General features: G+C 36.1%; 16 protein-coding genes. 15 read left to right on the top strand and 1 reads right to left on the bottom strand.

Features of this window, described 5'->3' with window-relative positions; all coding sequences use genetic code 11:
* The first annotated feature begins 182 nt into the window (after nucleotides 1-182).
* The 12 genes from ACIQ4I_RS15840 (at nucleotide 183) to eno (ending at nucleotide 14,284) form a co-directional block, all read left to right on the top strand.
* The gene (locus ACIQ4I_RS15840; protein WP_403097715.1) at nucleotides 183-1,205 is read left to right on the top strand and encodes a glycosyltransferase family 2 protein; all 1,023 of its coding nucleotides are present in this window, start codon (nucleotides 183-185) and stop codon (nucleotides 1,203-1,205) included.
* Nucleotides 1,202-1,579: a GtrA family protein gene (locus tag ACIQ4I_RS15835; RefSeq protein ID WP_403097712.1), complete on the top strand. Its 378-nt coding sequence runs from the start codon at nucleotides 1,202-1,204 to the stop codon at nucleotides 1,577-1,579. The genes ACIQ4I_RS15840 and ACIQ4I_RS15835 overlap by 4 nt, the downstream gene beginning before the upstream one ends.
* Nucleotides 1,560-4,142, top strand: a complete 2,583-nt coding sequence (locus ACIQ4I_RS15830; RefSeq protein ID WP_403097710.1) for a YfhO family protein — start codon at nucleotides 1,560-1,562, stop codon at nucleotides 4,140-4,142. The genes ACIQ4I_RS15835 and ACIQ4I_RS15830 overlap by 20 nt, the downstream gene beginning before the upstream one ends.
* A 26-nt stretch (nucleotides 4,143-4,168) precedes the next feature.
* The gene (locus ACIQ4I_RS15825) at nucleotides 4,169-5,599 is read left to right on the top strand and encodes a HAMP domain-containing sensor histidine kinase (protein WP_403097708.1); all 1,431 of its coding nucleotides are present in this window, start codon (nucleotides 4,169-4,171) and stop codon (nucleotides 5,597-5,599) included.
* Nucleotides 5,600-5,612: 13 nt separating this feature from the next.
* A complete protein-coding gene (locus ACIQ4I_RS15820) occupies nucleotides 5,613-6,308 on the top strand; it encodes a response regulator transcription factor (RefSeq protein WP_403097706.1) in 696 nt (231 codons plus the stop codon).
* Between the two features lie 135 nt (nucleotides 6,309-6,443).
* Complete coding sequence (locus ACIQ4I_RS15815) at nucleotides 6,444-6,680, top strand: glutaredoxin family protein (RefSeq protein WP_403097703.1); 237 nt, start codon at nucleotides 6,444-6,446, stop codon at nucleotides 6,678-6,680.
* Nucleotides 6,681-6,846: 166 nt separating this feature from the next.
* A complete protein-coding gene (locus ACIQ4I_RS15810) occupies nucleotides 6,847-7,875 on the top strand; it encodes a sugar-binding transcriptional regulator (protein ID WP_403097701.1) in 1,029 nt (342 codons plus the stop codon).
* Nucleotides 7,876-7,899: 24 nt separating this feature from the next.
* Nucleotides 7,900-8,904, top strand: coding sequence for a type I glyceraldehyde-3-phosphate dehydrogenase (gene gap, locus ACIQ4I_RS15805; RefSeq protein WP_403097698.1), 1,005 nt, complete (start codon nucleotides 7,900-7,902; stop codon nucleotides 8,902-8,904).
* A 574-nt stretch (nucleotides 8,905-9,478) separates the two neighbouring features.
* Nucleotides 9,479-10,663: a phosphoglycerate kinase gene (locus tag ACIQ4I_RS15800; RefSeq protein WP_403097696.1), complete on the top strand. Its 1,185-nt coding sequence runs from the start codon at nucleotides 9,479-9,481 to the stop codon at nucleotides 10,661-10,663.
* Nucleotides 10,664-10,688: 25 nt separating this feature from the next.
* On the top strand, nucleotides 10,689-11,450 hold the full coding sequence (tpiA, locus tag ACIQ4I_RS15795; protein ID WP_403097694.1) for a triose-phosphate isomerase: 762 nt from the start codon (nucleotides 10,689-10,691) through the stop codon (nucleotides 11,448-11,450).
* Nucleotides 11,443-12,969: a 2,3-bisphosphoglycerate-independent phosphoglycerate mutase gene (gene gpmI / locus ACIQ4I_RS15790; RefSeq protein WP_403097692.1), complete on the top strand. Its 1,527-nt coding sequence runs from the start codon at nucleotides 11,443-11,445 to the stop codon at nucleotides 12,967-12,969. Before tpiA ends, gpmI begins: the two co-directional genes overlap by 8 nt.
* A 19-nt stretch (nucleotides 12,970-12,988) precedes the next feature.
* On the top strand, nucleotides 12,989-14,284 hold the full coding sequence (gene eno, locus ACIQ4I_RS15785) for a phosphopyruvate hydratase (protein WP_403097690.1): 1,296 nt from the start codon (nucleotides 12,989-12,991) through the stop codon (nucleotides 14,282-14,284).
* Between the two features lie 164 nt (nucleotides 14,285-14,448).
* Here eno and ACIQ4I_RS15780 read toward each other — a convergent pair whose 3' ends face one another.
* Nucleotides 14,449-15,102 (bottom strand): O-methyltransferase, encoded by a 654-nt coding sequence (locus tag ACIQ4I_RS15780; RefSeq protein WP_403097688.1) that lies wholly within the window; start codon nucleotides 15,100-15,102, stop codon nucleotides 14,449-14,451.
* A gap of 300 nt (nucleotides 15,103-15,402) precedes the next feature.
* Here ACIQ4I_RS15780 and secG point away from each other — a divergent pair, with 300 nt between their 5' ends.
* The 3 genes from secG to rnr all read left to right on the top strand — a co-directional run bounded on the left by secG (nucleotide 15,403) and on the right by rnr (nucleotide 18,949).
* Nucleotides 15,403-15,630, top strand: a complete 228-nt coding sequence (gene secG / locus ACIQ4I_RS15775) for a preprotein translocase subunit SecG (protein ID WP_397539848.1) — start codon at nucleotides 15,403-15,405, stop codon at nucleotides 15,628-15,630.
* 139 nt (nucleotides 15,631-15,769) lie between these two features.
* A complete protein-coding gene (locus ACIQ4I_RS15770; RefSeq protein WP_403097685.1) occupies nucleotides 15,770-16,516 on the top strand; it encodes an alpha/beta hydrolase in 747 nt (248 codons plus the stop codon).
* Nucleotides 16,517-16,558: 42 nt separating this feature from the next.
* Nucleotides 16,559-18,949, top strand: coding sequence for a ribonuclease R (rnr, locus tag ACIQ4I_RS15765; protein WP_403097682.1), 2,391 nt, complete (start codon nucleotides 16,559-16,561; stop codon nucleotides 18,947-18,949).
* Nucleotides 18,950-18,963: the final 14 nt, after the last annotated feature.

Here is an 18,963-nt window from a genome sequence, read left to right as displayed (position 1 = left end):
TAAAGGAAATGGTTGAACAAATTAAAGGATGGCAACTTTGGTCAATTTTTATTGTCCAAACAAAATGCTTATGTTCAGAGAATTCATTTCCTTTCTAAAGCAGTTGGTGAGTTATGTATTCGTATGGTTTTGATAATCAATGGACAAAATTTATAATGACATTCTAACTGAGGTGCAAAACAGTGAAAAAAATAACATTCATTCTTCCTGCGTTTAATGAGGAAGAAAACGTTGATAAATTATATGATTCAATTGTAGGTGAGTTTAACACAATAGATTATATATATGAAATATTACTAGTGAATGATGGAAGTACAGATGGGACATTAGAAAAAATAAAAGAAATAGCCATTCATGATAAGCAAGTAAAGTATGTGTCATTCTCCCGTAATTTCGGAAAAGAGGCCGCAATCTATGCGGGACTTCAGAACTCAACAGGAGATGCAGTCATATTAATGGATAGTGATTTACAACATCCAGCATCATTAGTAAAAGAAATGATTAAAGGATATGAGCAAGGCTATCATCAAGTTGTAGCATGCCGAAATCGAAAGGGCGAATCTAAACTACATCGTTTTTTAACAGGTGTATTTTATCGTTCTGTAAATAAGTTAAGTGAAGTACAGTTAGAAAATGGAGCAGGTGACTTCCGTTTGTTAAGTCGAAAGGCAGTTGATTCACTATTACAGCTTAGTGAAAATAATCGTTTTTCTAAAGGACTTTATGAATGGATTGGTTTGTCTAAAAAAACATTCTCTTATGAAAATGTTGAACGTCAATATGGAGAAAGTAAATGGTCATTTTCTGACTTATTTTCCTATGCGCTGGACGGAGTATTATCGTTTAACACAAAACCACTTCGACTTTGCTTGTATATGGGTGTTTTCATTTTATTTTGTGGATTAATGTATATCGCAACAACTTTTGTTGGCATTCTTACAGAAGGAATAAAAGTACCAGGCTACTTTACAACCATTTCAGCCGTGCTATTACTTGGCGGTGTTCAGCTTTTAAGTTTAGGTATTATCGGAGAATATATTGGACGAATCTATAATGAAGCAAAACATCGTCCTCATTATATTGTTGAGGAATCAAATATGGTTAGCACGTCCAAATTTGTACCACGCGTTGTATCTTCAAAAGATGTTGAAGAAATCTTTAGAAAAAATGGTTTTGCGTACAGAACGAAAGAGGAACAACGATGAATAAGGAATGGTTTAAATTTATAATAGTGGGCGGTATTAATACAGCCCACTATTATGCGTGGTATGTATTGTTCTACTCAATATGCCTTATCAGCTATTTACCCAGTCATATTATTGCGACAGTCTTAAGTATGATCGGCTCCTATTTTCTTAATGTATATTTTACATATAAAGAAAAGCCTTCATGGAAGTCGTTTTTACTATTTCCGCTCACACAAATAACAAATAGTGTTGTGCAATTAATTTGCCTTGTTGTATTTGTTAAAACATTGCATATGTCTCCTTATCTTGCACCGCTAGCAACAGCAGTAATCAGTGTGCCAATTACATTTATTGTGACTAGGAGGGTTGTTCGTGTTTCAAAACCAATCTAGATGGAAACAACGAGGGTTGCTTATAGGAAGTATGCTCTTCATTTCAATCGTGGCACATGGCTTTTTTATTTGGCAACAGCCGAATGGACTCCTAATGAAAGGCATTAATGATGGTCTGTCGCAAATGCTGCCTTTTAAGCAATTCATCTATAAAAACTATTCCCAAGGGAACTTTTTTTATGCAGATAATTTTGGAATTGGTGGAGGGATTTTTTCTCAGTTAGCTTATTATTTCTCCACAAATATTTTCTTTTTAATTGTCTCATCACTGTTGTTTATAGTGGAATCTATTACAAAGTATCAAGTGAATTTAAATACATGGGTACAACTTATATTACCTATGAGCATTTTAAAACAAACGGCTATTTTAGTTGTTGCCTACTATTATTTTAAGACGGTCAAGATATCCAAAAAAGCTTCGTACGTGGGAGCAGTTATTTATGGATTAAGTCCCTTCTTTTTTAGACATGAAATGTATTGGGATATCTTAACAGATGCGATGTTTTGGCTTGTTTTATTATTAATAGGTATTGAGAAAATTATGCGTAAACAATCACCAACTACTTTCGTAGTAGCTGTTGCGCTTATTTTTATCAACAATTTTTATCTGGCATATGTGAACTTACTAATAGGTTTCTTTTATATAATCATTCGTTGGTTTGTTCATTGTTCACAGCAAGAGCTTTCCATAAAAAAGCAATCGAAATACTATTTAAGTGGCGGGTTATTAGGATTCGGAATCGGTAGTTTTGCATTTATTCCAGCTGCACTAGGTTTCCTACATAACGCTCGCCCACCGTACAAAGATGCAATCCCATTGATAGAAATTCAGGATAATATTGTTTCGAATCCACGAATTCTTTGGTTACCAGTTTTTATTGTAATAGCGTTAAGTATAAAGAAGCTATATAAAAGCAAGACATTCCGATTCTTTGCCATTATTGCAATTGGTGGAACTGTTATGCACTTTATTCCACACGTTGGTAGCATGTTTAATGGATTTTCAGCACCACAAAATCGCTGGGAAGCAATCGTGATTTTAGGTTATGCAGGCGTTTTTGCAGTGGCTATAGACCACATTGAGTATTGGAAAGTAAGCCAATTTAATAGAACATCCGTTATATTTCTATTACTCATGCTAATTGTTAGCTTTGTAGATCCTACTTTTAAATGGGGAAAAGATGGCATTATTTTTCTTATGACAGCTGTATGGACGATCAGTATTAGCTATGTATTGGCAAAGGGAAAATCACAAAATACAATTATCCTATTGGTGATTTTCTTTGTAATTGGATATGCGAATGTGTTTCAAGTAAATCGTTTAACCGAAGTGGATAAAAACTCATATGCTTCAACAACCCAATTCATGGAATCAGACAAATACAATTCGAATGAACAAAAAAGATTAATCCAATATATGAAACGTCATTTAACAAATGATAGAGCAAGAATTGACTGGATGGTGGATGATCGAAATAACACGCCAATTGTACAAGATTTTAAAGGGGTAAGTGTTTATTCCAGTGTTTTAAACGGTGATGTTTTGAATATGTATCAAAAAGACCTTCAAATTGATATGGGGAGGGAAAGTGTTAGTAGATATGCGACTTTGGGTGCTAGAACAAACTTAATGTCTATATGGCAAACACAGTTCTATATGCGCGAAAATGCAAATCAATCGATTCCATATCACTATCATTTAGTAAAGCACTCAAAAAATTACAATGTTTATGAGAATAAAAAGTTATTGCCTGCGTTTCGTGTGACGAATTCTTTATATTCTGCAACAGCTTTAGAAAATCAGCCTGTATTAGCTAAAGAACATGCGATGTTACAAGGTGTTATAACAGATAATGAACAAACCACAAAGGAATCCAAGGTTCCTGAGACTTCCATTAAAAAAATAAGCACAGTCAATGCAAAGTGGAACGGTGATGTTTTAAATGTACAGAAGAAAAACGGAGGATTTGATCTCCATATTGCTCCTTCTCAAAATACGAAAGACCTTTATGTCCAATTTCATATTGAAGGAATTCATAAAAAGGAATCATATAATCTTCAAGTGAATGAAGATCAAACGATGCGAAAAAAATCAGATTCTATTTATCGTACAGGATATAATGATTTAACGTTTGCAATCAATCGAGCAAATACCATTCATATTCGTTTGTCAAAAGGGGAGTATCACATAACTAATATTCATGTTTATGGAGAAGACTATTCGATCCTATCTGATGCATTGAAATATAGTAAAGGTGCAGATATACAATGGCAAAATAATCATGCAAGTGGTGTAGTAAAAACAACTCAACCTCACCAAATGTTAGTCACACCTATACCTTATGAAAAAGGGTGGACAGCGCATATTAATGGGAAGAAAGTAGCGATAGAGAAAGTAAACTATGCGTTTATTGGTATTCCATTAATGAACGGGGAAAATGAAATTGAACTGGTCTATAAACCACCTTACTGGACAGCGTGCTTATGGGTTTCAATTATTTCAATTGTACTCTTTAGTATTGGAGTGTATCGACAAAGAAAACGGAATAAAGGTATAGATTAAAAACAGATAGATAGGGGAAGTATGTAATGAAAATAAATAAGTTGATTTTCCGTTCAAATACAATAATGGTTCTACTTCCCCTTATGCTACTGTTTATAGTCGGTGGAACGCTTGTAAGTACCTTTAACGAATATTATATTGATAATCGTATAGAGAAAGTTCAATTAAATAAAGATGTCTATAAAATTCAAACGATGTTTAATAACATGAAAACTCCTAATACAGATTGGGATGAAATCAGTACAGATGTTTCAAAGTATGGTTATCATTTATATGTAGCAAAAGATCAAATGAAAATCTATTCCAATTTAAACAAACACGAATCTAGTTATATTGAAGATTTCCCAAAAATAAAAAAAGGTCAAAATAATGCAGTCTATCATTGGGATTATGCAACAATTGTACGCAAAGAATTTGATTCTAATGGGCATCACTATGATTTAATTGTCATTAATGTCAAAAAAAATTCGTTTTGGACAATCCTTGAACATGGTGGATTTAAAATGTTTTTGGGGATGTATTTTGTCATTGCGTTAGTTGGGATTATGATCATAATATTGAGTAGTCAATTGTTTACGAAACGTTTGGTGAAGAAAGTTAAAGCCCCAATCAGTCAGTTAATGGATGGAGAAAAACGTATTGAAGCAGGGAATCTTCAAGAACCTATTGTTTATCAAGGAATTGAAGAGTTTGAAATGCTATGTAGCACATTTAACCAAATGCAAAGTCATTTACTGGAAGAAAGAGAACGAAACGAAAAGTATGAAAAGGCTAGAACAGACATGATTTCAGGGATTTCCCATGATTTGCGTACACCTCTTACATCTGTAAAAGGCTATATTAAAGGTTTATTAGACGGTGTGGCAAAGACACCTGAAAAGCAGCATCAGTATTTAATGATTGCATACAAAAAAGCTGGCGATATGGATTTGTTACTTCAACGTCTCTTTGATTTTTCAAAATTAGAAACAGGTAATATGCCATTTGTAAAGAAAAAACTAGCTTTTGATCTGTTTCTAGAGCAATTTGTAGAAGAAGTGCGTGATGACTTGGCAAATCAACAGGTTAAGGTTAAATTATCGTTAACAGAAGAAGAGCATAACGTGGCGATTGATATAGTCTTGATTAAGCGAGTATTAATCAATTTAATTGAGAACAGTCTAAAATATGCAGAAAATGACCATTTGCAAATTTCCTTTACATTATCAAAAATCAATCGTTTAGAAGTACTTGAAATAAAGGATAATGGTAAAGGTGTAGATGAAGCCAAACTGTCACATCTATTTGAACAATTTTATCGTGGTGATGAATCACGAAATAGTCGAAATAGTAAAACCGAAGGAAATGGATTAGGATTATATACGTCCAAATATATAATCGAAGAACATGGCGGCACAATTTCAGCTGCAAATCAGGATGGACTGAAAATAATCATTACATTGCCGAGCATTTTTTAAAAGAGGGAAGAATATGTATAAAATTTTAATTGCAGAAGATGATATCGAAATTGCAATGTTAGAAGAAGATTACCTTGAGATTAATGGATTTGAAACACGAATCATTCAGAATGGTAATTCCGTCATCCAAGTATTGAATCAAGAGCGTTTTGATTTGTTGATTCTAGATATCATGCTACCTGGCAAAAATGGTTATGAACTTTGCAAAGAAATACGAGCTGAATCTGAAATACCAATTTTAATGGTGACAGCCAAGACAGAATCAATAGATAAAATAAGGGGCTTAGGGCTTGGTGCAGATGATTATATATCAAAACCGTTTGATCCTGCAGAACTTGTAGCGCGTGTCAAAGCTCATATCAATCGTTATGAACGATTAATACATCATAGAAATGAGACAACAGATGGCGTCATTCAAATTGGTCACATGAAAATACTAAAAAAGAGTTGGAAAGTTTATGTAAATGGCGAGGAAGTTAAGTTCCCTAATAAGGAATTTGAAGTACTTGTTTTTTTAGCAGAAAATGCAAACATTGTTTTCTCTAAAGAACAAATCGTTGAACAAATTTGGGGATACGGCTATATAGGCGATAGTTCTACTGTGACGGTTCACATCAATCGGATTCGTGAAAAAATAGAAGAGGATAGTAATAATCCTAAAATCATTGAAACTGTTTGGGGAGCGGGATATCGTTTGAATTTGATATGATATTTTTTGCAAAATTACAACCACATGATTCAAACTTCGTTCAACCTCTTCGTGAGCCCATCAATCATATGAGTATTCAACGTAAGAATTTATTTATACAATAGAAGAAATATCAAAAGGGAGGAACATTACAATATGGAAATTACATACTACAGTAGACCGAACTGCGGACTTTGCAAAGATGGCAAACGAATGCTGAATTTAGTGCGTGAAGATATTCCTTTTGAGGTTAAAGAAGTGAATATTGAACAGGATGATGCACTTCATGAAAAATATATGATGATGATTCCTGTTGTTGAAAAGGACGGGCAGATTATTCAGTATGGTGTACTGGATTATATAACATTGTTGGAAGGGCTCGGTGCAGACTAGGATAGGCAATAATTTATTGTCTATTCTACTCATTTCTTGGTGCAATTAAGTTGCATATGATGACATGAAATTGTATACTCTAATCAAGAAATAAATTTTTTTGTAGTAAGTGGGACATAATAATAAAAGGTGGGATGAAATATGTCCCTTAAGGAGAGTTAACGACATGACTACATTATCGGAAGCACAATTGAAAATAATGCCTGAAGTGTCTGAGCTTCTTCATACTAGATATCGTTTTTTACAAATGATTGAAATGTTAGGTCCCATTGGTCGACGTGGACTTGCGGATAATCTTTCTGTAGCAGAAAGAGAAGCACGTAAGGAAACGGATTTGTTACGTGAGCAAGGGCTGATTGTAGCTAGTCGTTCTGGTATGAGAATTTCTGAATTAGGAATGGAAGTATTAGAAGTGTTAAAGCCTCTCGTTTATGAATGGTCAGGTATTTCCACAATGGAAAAACAACTAACACGAATACTTGGAATCCAAAAAGTAATAATAGTAGATGGAGATCTTGATGAAATTCCATCGATTAAATCATTGCTCGGTTTGGAAGCGACAAAACAATTAGAATTAGTAGCGGGTCTTAGCAAAATCGTCGCTGTAACAGGTGGAAGTACATTAGCTGCCATAGCAGATAGTCTTACTCCTTCAGAAAAACTAACTGATCTAACCTTTATCGCTGCTAGAGGTGGTATGGGAGTTGAGATGAGGCTGCAAGCTAACACTATTGCAGCAACATTTGCAGGGAATACTGACAACACATATCGTACTTTGTATTTACCAGAACATTTAAGTGAAACAGCTTATAATGCAATTATTCAAGAACCAATCGTAAAAGAAATGATTGAGCTATATGATCAAACAGATGTCGTTATTCACGGCATTGGCTCTGCTTTAGAAATGGCAGTAAGACGTGATTCAAGTGAACAGGAAAAACAAGCTTTACTTGAAAGTGGTGCTATCAGTGAGGCCTTTGGTTATTATTTCGATGAACAGGGGAATGCAGTACAAAGAATTCGTACTGTAGGAATCCAATTAGAGCAAGTAAATAGATGTAAAAGTATTATTGCAGTAGCTGGTGGGAAGAATAAGGCTAAAGCCATTCTTTCTTACTTCAAACACGGCGCAAAACAATCTGTTTTAATAACTGATTCAGCTGCTGCGGAAGAAATGCTTCACTTACTACAATAAACTCATTTAATGGAGGAAAAGATTATGACTTTAAAATTAGCGATTAATGGATTTGGACGTATTGGACGATTAGTTTTCCGAACAGCAATAAAACGTCAAGATATTGAAATTGTAGCGGTAAATGATTTAACTGACGCAGCAATGCTTGCTCATCTTTTAAAATATGATTCAGTTCATGGCACATTCGATGCAGAAGTAACATCTGAAGGTGAATACCTTGTAGTAGATGGCAAAAACGTTCGTGTCTATGCTGAAACAGATCCTGCAAAACTTCCTTGGGGAGAATTAGATGTCGATATCGTAGTAGAATCTACTGGTCGCTTTACTGACCATGAATCTGCACATAAACACGTTGAAGCAGGCGCTAAAAAAGTAATCGTATCTGCTCCAGGTAAAAACATGCCAACTTATGTAATGGGTGTAAACAACGAAAAATACGATGCAGCAAATGATGTTGTCGTATCAAATGCATCTTGTACAACAAACTGTTTATCTCCAGTAGCTAAAATATTAGATGAGCAATTCGGTATTAAACGAGGTATGATGACAACTGTTCACTCATACACAAACGACCAAAAAATCTTAGATCTTCCACATAAAGATTATCGTCGTGCTCGTGCAGCTGCACAATCTATGATCCCAACTACTACTGGTGCAGCAGTTGCAGTAGCAAAAGTTTTACCACAACTTGAAGGTAAACTAGACGGTATGGCAATTCGTGTTCCAACACCAAACGTATCATTAGTTGACTTAGTTGTAGAATTAGAAAAAGACGTAACTCCAGAAGATGTTAATGCAGTATTAAAAGCAGCATCTGAAAATGAATTAAAAGGTATTCTTGCATACTCAGAATTACCATTAGTATCAATTGATTACAACGGCAATGTTGCTTCATCTACAGTTGATAGTCTATCTACAATGGTTCTCGAAGGTAACCTTGTAAAAGTATTGGCTTGGTATGACAACGAATCAGGTTATTCTACTCGTGTAGTAGATTTAGCTGAATACATGGCGAAACAAGGTTTGTAATTCAAAAACCATAGCCATATAATAACCATACGTATATAATGAATTAGGGTAAAAAGGAGAAGCGGTTTTGTACTTCTCCTTTTTTTATGAAATAAGTAAGCGCTTCATCGATAAAAACAAAATATTTTGGCTTTGCTGTTTTTTTACAATTTGTTGTGAAGAAGTAGCGGATGAAAAATTGGTTACACGAAATAAGGCAGTTGTGCTTGCGAGTATACTGGAAAATCTAATTGAAAAAAATTTCTTTAATAAATTTTTATATTACAATTTTTGTTGAAGTGGAATTAGCGTAGACTCCTGCGGGAAAACGAGCCAGACGAGACCCCACAGCGAAGCGAGGAGGCTCGTCGGTTCGCCCGCGGAAAGCGAAGCTGATTCCACTTCTAGTAATGCCTTATTTGTACAATAAATTGGAATAATATAGTTTTCCAGCGCTCTCCGTGTAACAATGCCAATTTTTTAATTGACCTAAAACGTTTGAAGAAGCTATTTTTGTTCATCATAATAAAAGTGAAGAATGATGCTTATTTTCATCATAATTAAAATGTTATAGACAATTGGAGGAAGCACGATTATGTATCAAAAAAAGACAATGAATGATATTGAAGTAAAAGGAAAACGCGTATTTGTACGTGTGGATTTCAATGTACCAATGGAAGAAGGCAAAATTACCGACGACACTCGTATTCGAGCAGCACTTCCTACAATCTCATATTTAGTAGAAAAAGGGGCAAAAGTAATTTTAGCTAGTCATCTAGGCCGTCCCAAAGGTGAAGTGAAAGAAGAACTACGCTTAACAGCAGTTGGTGAACGTCTTTCTGAACTTATGGGTAAAAATGTAACTAAATTAGATGAATCTATTGGTGAAACAGTGGAACAAGCTGTAGGCAATATGAATGATGGTGATATCGTTCTATTAGAAAACGTTCGTTTCCATAAAGGTGAAGAGAAGAACGACCCTGCACTTGCTGAAAGCTTCGCAAAATTAGCAGATCTCTATGTCAATGATGCATTTGGTGCCGCTCATCGTGCACATGCTACAACAGCAGGAATTGCAGAAAATTTACCAGCAGTTTCAGGTCTTTTAATGGAAAAAGAAATTGATGTTTTAGGTAAAGCATTATCAAACCCAGAACGCCCATTCACTGCAATTATCGGTGGTGCAAAAGTTAAAGATAAAATCGGTGTAATCGAAAATCTTTTAGATAAAGTTGACCATTTAATCATTGGTGGCGGTTTGTCTTATACATTCTCAAAAGCACAAGGTTATGATATAGGTAAATCATTATTAGAAGAAGATAAAATCGAATTAGCTAAATCATTTATCGAAAAAGCAGCTGAAAAAGGCGTGAAATTACATATGCCAGTGGATGCTGTTGTAGCAAACGAATTCTCGAAAGATGCGGAGACAAAAGTAGTTGATATCGATCAAATTCCAAGTGATTGGATGGGATTAGATATCGGACCAAAAACAGCTGCAGAATATGCAGATGTGATTAACAATTCAAAACTAATCATTTGGAATGGACCTATGGGTGTATTTGAAATGGATGCATTTGCAAATGGTACAAAGGCTGTTGCAAATGCAATGGCAGAAACAAATGGTTATACAATTATTGGTGGTGGCGATTCAGCAGCAGCAGTAGAAAAATTCCAAGTAGCTGACAAAATGGATCACATCTCAACTGGTGGCGGTGCATCTCTTGAATTTATGGAAGGTAAAGAATTACCGGGTGTTGTCGCATTAAGCGACAAATAATACTTATAAATGGAGGTTGTTCACAATGCGTAAACCAATCATTGCAGGCAACTGGAAAATGTATAAAACATTATCTGAAGCAATTGAATTTGTAGAAGCAGTTAAATCATCTGTTCCAGCAACAGATCAAGTGGACTCAGTTATTTGTGCACCAGCTCTATTTTTACCTTCACTTGTAAGTAAAGCTGAAGGTACAGATCTAGCAATCGGTGCTCAAACAATGCACTATGAAAATGAAGGTGCATTTACTGGTGAGGTCAGCCCCACTCAATTAGAAGATGTCAAAGTTCAATATGTTGTTTTAGGGCACTCCGAACGTCGTCAATATGATAATGAAACAGATGAAAAAGTAAATAAAAAAGCACATGCAGCATTTACTCATAATTTAACACCGATTATCTGTGTAGGGGAAACATTAGATGAACGAGAAGCAAGTAATACAGTTGTAAAAGTTTCTTCTCAAGTTGGTGCAGCACTAAAAGGTTTAACACCTGAGCAAGTTGCGAAAACTGTGATTGCATATGAACCAATTTGGGCAATAGGCACAGGTAAAACAGCGACAGCTCAAGATGCCAACGAAGTATGTGCAGCAATCCGCAAAACAGTAGGAGAAGTAGCAGGAGAAGTTGCTGCAGAAATGATTCGTATTCAATACGGCGGTAGTGTGAAACCAGAAAACGTAGTAGAATTACTATCAATGGAGCATATCGATGGTGCTCTAGTTGGTGGAGCAAGTTTAAAACCAGACTCATTCTTGAAATTATTGGAGGCCGGGGCAAATGCCTAATAAACCAGTAGCATTAATTATTTTAGATGGTTTAGGCTTACGCGACGAACTATTTGGTAATGCAGTAGCGCAAGCGAAGAAACCAAATTTGGACCGTTATTGGAATTCCTTTCCGCATAACACACTGACAGCATCAGGGGAAGCAGTGGGACTTCCAGCGGGGCAAATGGGTAACTCAGAAGTCGGACACTTAAATATAGGTGCTGGCCGTATTGTCTATCAAAGCTTAACAAGAATTCACAAGGCTATTAAAGATGGTGATTTCTTTACAAATGAAGCACTATTAGATGCAGTCAATCATGCAAAACAAAATCATTCAAAATTACACATTATGGGTCTTTTATCTGATGGTGGCGTACATAGTCACTATGAGCATTTATTTGCTTTATTGAAATTAGCAAAAGACCATGGCTTAGAAGAAGTATATGTACATGGCTTCCTGGATGGCCGTGATGTTGGTCCCAAAACAGCTGTAGGTTATATCGAAGAAACAGAACGACAAATGGCTGAAATCGGAGTAGGTCAATTTGCTTCTATCAGTGGTCGTTATTACGCAATGGACCGCGATAATCGCTGGGATCGTGAAGAAAAAGTTTATAAAGTATTAGTAGATGGACAAGGTATAGAGGCATCTTATGCAATAGAAGGTGTTGAAGCATCTTATGCAAATGATGTAACAGATGAATTTGTCTTACCGTTTGTGATCAAAAATGATGGCAAACCAGTTGCAACAATTCAATCAAACGATGCCGTGATTTTCTTTAACTTCCGTCCGGACCGTGCAATCGAACTATCAACTGCTTTTACCAATCCAACATTTGATGGTTTTACTCGAAGTGAAAATCATCCACAAAACTTAAAATTTGTTTGTTTTAAAAAATATAGTGATAAAGTAATTGGTGAGATTGCTTTCCATGATGACGATTTGAAAAACACCATTGGTGAGGTATTATCAGACAATAATCTTCGTCAATTACGTATTGCAGAAACTGAAAAATACCCACATGTTACTTTCTTCATGAGTGGTGGTCGTGAAGCAACATTTGAAGGAGAAGAACGTATTCTAATCAATTCTCCAAAAGTTGCAACATATGATTTAAAACCAGAAATGAGTGCTTATGAAGTAACAGATGCACTAGTTGAAGCGATTGAAGCAGATCGTTTTGACGGAATCATCTTAAACTTCGCTAATCCTGATATGGTTGGCCATAGTGGAATGCTTGAACCAACTGTAAAAGCAATTGAAGCAGTAGATGAATGTTTAGGCAGAGTGGTAGATGCTCTTCTTGCAAAAGGTGGAGCAGCAATTATTACAGCTGACCATGGTAACTCTGATGAAGTGGTAACACTTGAAGGAGAGCCGATGACAGCTCATACAACAAATCCCGTGCCTGTTATCATCACAAAAGAAAATATTGTGGTAAGAAATGGCGGAATTTTAGCCGATTTAGCTCCTACCATGTTAAAATTATTAGGAGTGGAACAACCACTCGAAATGACAGGAAAACCATTATTTTAAAACTGAGGAGAGTTAAACAATGCCAATTATTACAGACGTACAAGCCCGTGAAGTATTAGATTCACGCGGTAACCCAACAGTAGAAGTAGAAGTATTCACAGAATCAGGTGCTTTTGGTAGTGCAATCGTTCCTTCTGGTGCATCTACTGGGGAATATGAAGCGGTAGAATTGCGCGATGGAGACAAAGCTCGCTACCTTGGAAAAGGTGTTTTAAAAGCAGTTGATAATGTAAACAACGTCATTGCTCCAGAACTAATCGGAAACTATTCAGTACTTGATCAAGTATCGGTAGATAACATGATGATCGAATTAGATGGTACAGAAAACAAAGGTAAACTAGGTGCAAACGCGATTCTTGGTGTTTCTTTAGCAGTGGCTCGTGCAGGTGCTGACTACCTTGACCTACCACTTTATCAATACATCGGTGGTGTTAATGCAAAACAACTACCAGTTCCAATGATGAACATCTTAAACGGCGGTGAACACGCTGATAATAACGTAGATATTCAAGAATTCATGGTAATGCCTGTAGGAGCAGAATCATTCCGTCACGCTTTACGCATGGGTACTGAAATCTTCCACTCATTAAAAGCAGTTCTTAAAGAATCTGGTCATAACACTGCAGTAGGTGATGAAGGTGGTTTTGCACCAAACTTAACTTCAAACGAAGAAGCATTATCTACAATCGTAACTGCTATCGAACGTGCAGGTTACAAACCAGGTGAAGAAGTAATGCTAGCAATGGACGTAGCATCTTCTGAATTGTACTCAGATGAAGATGGGAAATACCATTTAGATGGAGAAGGCGTTGCAAAAACTTCTGAAGAAATGGTTGCTTGGTATGATGAACTTACTTCTAAATACCCTATCATCTCAATCGAAGATGGTCTTGATGAAAACGACTGGGCAGGTCACAAAATGCTTACTGAACGTATCGGAAACCGCGTACAATTAGTTGGTGACGATCTATTCGTTACAAACACTAAAAAGTTATCTCGTGGTATCGAAGAAGGCGTTGGTAATTCAATTCTAATCAAAGTTAACCAAATCGGTACTTTAACAGAAACTTTAGATGCAATCGAAATGGCAAAACGTGCTGGCTACACAGCTATCATCTCTCACCGTTCTGGTGAATCAGAAGATACAACAATTGCAGATATCGCAGTTGCTACAAATGCTGGACAAATCAAAACTGGTGCTCCATCTCGTACAGACCGTGTTGCAAAATACAACCAATTACTTCGCATCGAAGATCAATTGTCTGTAACAGCTCAATTCAATGGCATTAAATCTTTCTACAACATTAATCGATAATTAGAGAACTCGAGAATTTCGAGTAAAGTTGTTTCTAACATATAACGCATCTAATAAGCCGCTATCTCCTTTAGGGATGATAGCGGCTTTATAATTGAAATGATTTATTTTTATGATTTTTAATTGTGTGAATTGCGGGATTCCAGTGAGAAAGCGAACCTTAATTATTTTACAATCCCTATCATAAATCCATCATAGCCTTTAATACCAACTGTTTGAATCGCTGTAGAATCAATGGCAGGATTATTTACTAATAAGTCCATAAATTGTTGTAGTCCTTCTGTATGCACGTCATTACTTTTTACATCAAGGATATTACCATCTCTTACAACATTATCGGCTATAATTACTGCGCCGGGGTTTGCTAATTTTAAGGACCATTTAAGATAATGAGGGTAATTCACCTTATCAGCATCAATAAAAATTAAATCAAATGATAATTCTTTTTCTTCAAGGATTGGCAATGTATCTAATGCTTTTCCAACAATAACCTCCACTTTATCTTGATAACCTGCCAGATGGATATTTTGTTCGGCGATTTTTGCAAAATCTGGATTAAATTCTAATGTATATACTTTTCCAGTTTCGGAAAGGGCACGAGCCATCCATATACTACTGTATCCACCAAGAGTTCCGATTTCTAATATATTTTTTGCACCTTTTAGTTTAGCTAAAAGATATAAAAGTTTTCCATGTGTTGATGATACATTAATATTTGGTAGACCTGCTTGCTTGTTTGATTCCTGAACTTGCTCAAGGGTGGAATCGGAGGGGATTAATTTTTTATTGATATAATCGTCCACAAAAGCCCAAATCATGTAAGCCTCCTGTATTGTAGCTCCTCCTTATAAAAAATTGATTTTTTCAAATACAGTTTATGACTGTGTAGTTCAAAATAAGAACAAAAACAACGTTTTTTATGAAGAACCTTTTGAGTATTAGTGGATGCTATCGTTTTTATTTTTTTATCGTCAAAATATATAAGGAATGATAAAATAATAGAAAAGTGTGTATTTTATTGGTTTTAGTTACTACTAAAAGTAGAACTTCGTTGTCATTACGTACAGTTTTTGGTAAGATAAGACTATTGTGATGTTTCGAATCAGGAGGTGGAACATATGCATGCAGCAATTATGACGTTACTTCTTATCGTGTCTGTTGCATTAATTATCGTAGTATTAATGCAATCTAGTAAGAGTGCTGGTCTTTCAGGAGCCATCTCTGGTGGAGCTGAACAACTTTTTGGAAAAGCAAAAGCTCGTGGAGTAGATTTAATATTACACCGCATTACGGTTGTGCTATCAATCTTATTCTTCGTATTAACTATTGCGATCGCAAAATTCTAATGCACACTAAATCCGCCTGGCCGCTAATGGTTAGGCGTTTTCTATTATATAGATTATAATGAAGAAAGCAGGACACGATCGTAAACCCTTAAATTTCGGCGTGCAGATCGATTCAATTCATACTTAGGAGGTTTACATCATGAAACCTACTTTACCCGAACCTTTTTTCTTTGAGGCTGGACCCAGAGCAGTTTTACTATTACATGGATTTACTGGGAATTCAGCAGATGTACGTATGCTAGGGCGTTTCTTAGAAAAGCATGGCTATACTTCACTAGCTCCGCAATATAAAGGACATGGAGTACCACCAGAAGAGCTGATACATACAAACCCACAACAATGGTGGCAAAGTGTGCTTGATGGATACCAAAAATTAAAAGATGCAGGATACAAGGAAATTGCTGTTGCAGGGCTATCTCTTGGTGGCGTTTTTTCATTGAAGTTAGGTTATTGTTATCCAGTTCAGGGAATCATAACAATGTGTGCACCAATGACGATGCGGACAACAGAATTAATGTTTGAAGGTGTAGTTCAATACGCGGAACGGTTTAATCAACATTTTGGTAAAAGTGAAGAAGAATCTGAAGCGAGTTTAGAAAATATTAAAAAACATGGCATGCCTTCACTACAACAATTAAGTGAATTAGTATATGAGGTTCGAGAACATGTCGATGAAATCTATGCACCACTTTTTGTTGTACAAGGAAGAAAAGATGAAGTCATTGATATAAAATCTGCAAATTATATTTATGAACAAGCAGAGTCTAATGAAAAACAGATTAAATTCTATGAAGAATCAGGTCATGTTATTACATTAGATAAAGAACGAAAACAATTGCATGAAGATATTTTAAACTTTTTAGAGTCACTTGATTGGCATGAGTAAAAAAGTAATGATTGCAAATGCTAATAGAAGGAGGGAAGAACGATGGATAAACAAGAATCAACATTAGAACTAAGATTATTGGAATTTATGAAGGAAGATGACTATAAACCTTTAACAGTCGCTGAGTTTGAAGAGCAGTTTGGCTTTCGCGATGCTGAAGAATTCAAACAACTTGTAAAAACACTCGTGAAATTAGAGCAACTAGGAGATATTGTACGTACTCGAACAAATCGATATGGATTGCCAGAACGAATGAATTATTTACAAGGTCGTTTTATCGGTCATGCAAAAGGATTTGGCTTTGTAGCGCCAGAAGAAGAAGGAATGGATGATGTATTTATTCCTCCTACGGATATAAATGGTGCAGTAAATGGAGATACAGTGCTTATTCGTGTATCCAAAACATCTTCTGGAGATCGTCGTGAAGGTGCTGTCATTAAAATCATTGAACGCGGAACGACAAAAGTAGTGGGTACTTTCCAAGCAAACCGAGGATTTGGTTTTGTCGTACCCGATGACAAAAAACTATCGATGGATTTATTTATCGCAAAAGATAATACATTAGGTGCAATGGACGGCCATAAAGTAGTGGCAGAAATTATTGAGTGGCCAGGCGTACACCGTTCTGCAACAGGGATTGTGACACAAATTTTAGGGCATAAAAACGATCCAGGTGTTGATATTCTTTCAATTATTCATAAACACGATATTACAGTTGATTTTCCGAAAGAGGTCTTAGACGCTGCGAGCGCAGTACCAGATACAATCTCAGACAAAGATCGAGAAGGTCGTCGTGATTTACGTGATGAAATGATTGTGACAATTGACGGAGAAACTGCGAAAGACTTGGACGATGCCGTTACAGTTACAAAAAATGATGATGGCACCTATAAATTGGGCGTGCATATCGCAGACGTTAGTCATTATGTGACAGATGGTTCTGCTTTAGACCGTGAAGCATATGATCGTGCTACAAGTGTGTACTTAACAGACCGCGTTATACCAATGATTCCACATCGTCTTTCAAATGGAATCTGTTCATTAAACCCACAAGTAGACCGATTAACGCTTTCTTGTGAAATGACGATTAACGGAAGCGGTGAAGTCATCGACCATGAAATTTTCCAAAGTGTTATTCGTACTACAGAACGTATGACATATACAAACGTCTTTAAAATTTTAGAAGAAGACGATGCAGAACTAAAAGAACGCTATGCACCGTTAGTTCCAATGTTTGAAAATATGAAAGACTTAGCGAAAATTCTTAACAACCGCCGTATGAACCGTGGTGCAGTAGACTTTGACTTTAAAGAATCTTATGTAGTTGTCGATGAAGACGGATGGCCAACAGATATTCTTCTTCGTGAACGTACTGTTGCGGAACGATTAATTGAAGAATTTATGCTTGTCGCAAACGAAACAGTAGCTGAACATATCAATCGTATGAATCTGCCTTTCATCTATCGTATTCACGAAGACCCAAAACCTGAAAAGTTACAACGATTCTTTGAATTTATCACAAATTTCGGTTTAGTCATTCGAGGTACAGGTAATACAGTTGAACCTAGAGCATTACAAGAAATATTAGAATCAGTAAAAGAGGAACCTGAGTATCCTGTTATTTCAACAATGATGCTACGTTCAATGCAACAAGCAAAATATAGCCCAGAATGTCTTGGACACTTTGGTTTATCAACAGAATTCTATACACACTTTACGTCACCAATTAGACGTTACCCAGACTTAATCGTGCACCGCCTAATTCGCACCTATTTAATCAATGGTGATAAGAGCAAAGAAACGGTTAGCTATTGGGGTGCTCACATGGATGAAATTGCTGAGCATACATCAAGTCGTGAACGTCGTGCAGTAGACGCTGAACGTGATACAGAATCATTGAAAAAATCACAATACATGGCAGACAAAATTGGCGAAAAGTTCACTGGTATCGTCAGCTCAATTACGAACTTCGGTATGTTTATCGAATTAGAAAACACAGTTGAAGGCTTAGTGCATATTAGCAATATGACGGATGACTATTACAACTTTGACGATCGTCAAATGGTCATGATTGGGGAAAGAACAGGACGTATCTTCCACATTGGTGATGAAGTAGAAATCAGCGTTTTAGAAGTGAATATTGACGAATCTGCTATCGATTTCGAAATTGTTGGTATGCCAAAAGCACAAGCTCGTACTCGCCGCCAAGCACCAGTTGTCATTCGTGCAAAGTCAAAAGACGGTGAACAGGGTAGAGAAAAGGGCAAAGGCAAAACTCGCAAATATAAACCAAGTGGAGCAAAAGTTAACGGAAGAACACGTAAACAAGAACGTAAAGCTTCTGGTAATTCAAGTAGCAAAGGGAATAAAAAAGGCTTCTACGAAGGAATTGCAAAGAAACAGCAAAAACGCCGTAGTAGAAAGAAAAAATAAGAGAAGGGCTAGCC

The organism is Rummeliibacillus sp. NPDC094406 (assembly GCF_044763875.1).
GTDB lineage: Bacteria > Bacillota > Bacilli > Bacillales_A > Planococcaceae > Rummeliibacillus.
Note: the sequence above shows the minus strand (reverse complement) of the source record. Positions and strands in the feature narration are given on the sequence as shown.

Excerpts from the sequence above, each read along its gene's own strand:
- ACIQ4I_RS15835 (WP_403097712.1), top strand. The coding sequence starts at position 1,202 with ATGAATAAGGAATGGTTTAAATTTATAATAGTGGGCGGTATTAATACA.
- ACIQ4I_RS15825 (WP_403097708.1), top strand. The coding sequence starts at position 4,169 with ATGAAAATAAATAAGTTGATTTTCCGTTCAAATACAATAATGGTTCTA.
- ACIQ4I_RS15820 (WP_403097706.1), top strand. The coding sequence starts at position 5,613 with ATGTATAAAATTTTAATTGCAGAAGATGATATCGAAATTGCAATGTTA.
- ACIQ4I_RS15815 (WP_403097703.1), top strand. The coding sequence starts at position 6,444 with ATGGAAATTACATACTACAGTAGACCGAACTGCGGACTTTGCAAAGAT.
- ACIQ4I_RS15810 (WP_403097701.1), top strand. The coding sequence starts at position 6,847 with ATGACTACATTATCGGAAGCACAATTGAAAATAATGCCTGAAGTGTCT.
- gap (WP_403097698.1), top strand. The coding sequence starts at position 7,900 with ATGACTTTAAAATTAGCGATTAATGGATTTGGACGTATTGGACGATTA.
- ACIQ4I_RS15800 (WP_403097696.1), top strand. The coding sequence starts at position 9,479 with ATGTATCAAAAAAAGACAATGAATGATATTGAAGTAAAAGGAAAACGC.
- tpiA (WP_403097694.1), top strand. The coding sequence starts at position 10,689 with ATGCGTAAACCAATCATTGCAGGCAACTGGAAAATGTATAAAACATTA.
- gpmI (WP_403097692.1), top strand. The coding sequence starts at position 11,443 with ATGCCTAATAAACCAGTAGCATTAATTATTTTAGATGGTTTAGGCTTA.
- eno (WP_403097690.1), top strand. The coding sequence starts at position 12,989 with ATGCCAATTATTACAGACGTACAAGCCCGTGAAGTATTAGATTCACGC.
- ACIQ4I_RS15780 (WP_403097688.1), bottom strand. The coding sequence starts at position 15,102 with ATGATTTGGGCTTTTGTGGACGATTATATCAATAAAAAATTAATCCCC.
- secG (WP_397539848.1), top strand. The coding sequence starts at position 15,403 with ATGCATGCAGCAATTATGACGTTACTTCTTATCGTGTCTGTTGCATTA.
- ACIQ4I_RS15770 (WP_403097685.1), top strand. The coding sequence starts at position 15,770 with ATGAAACCTACTTTACCCGAACCTTTTTTCTTTGAGGCTGGACCCAGA.
- rnr (WP_403097682.1), top strand. The coding sequence starts at position 16,559 with ATGGATAAACAAGAATCAACATTAGAACTAAGATTATTGGAATTTATG.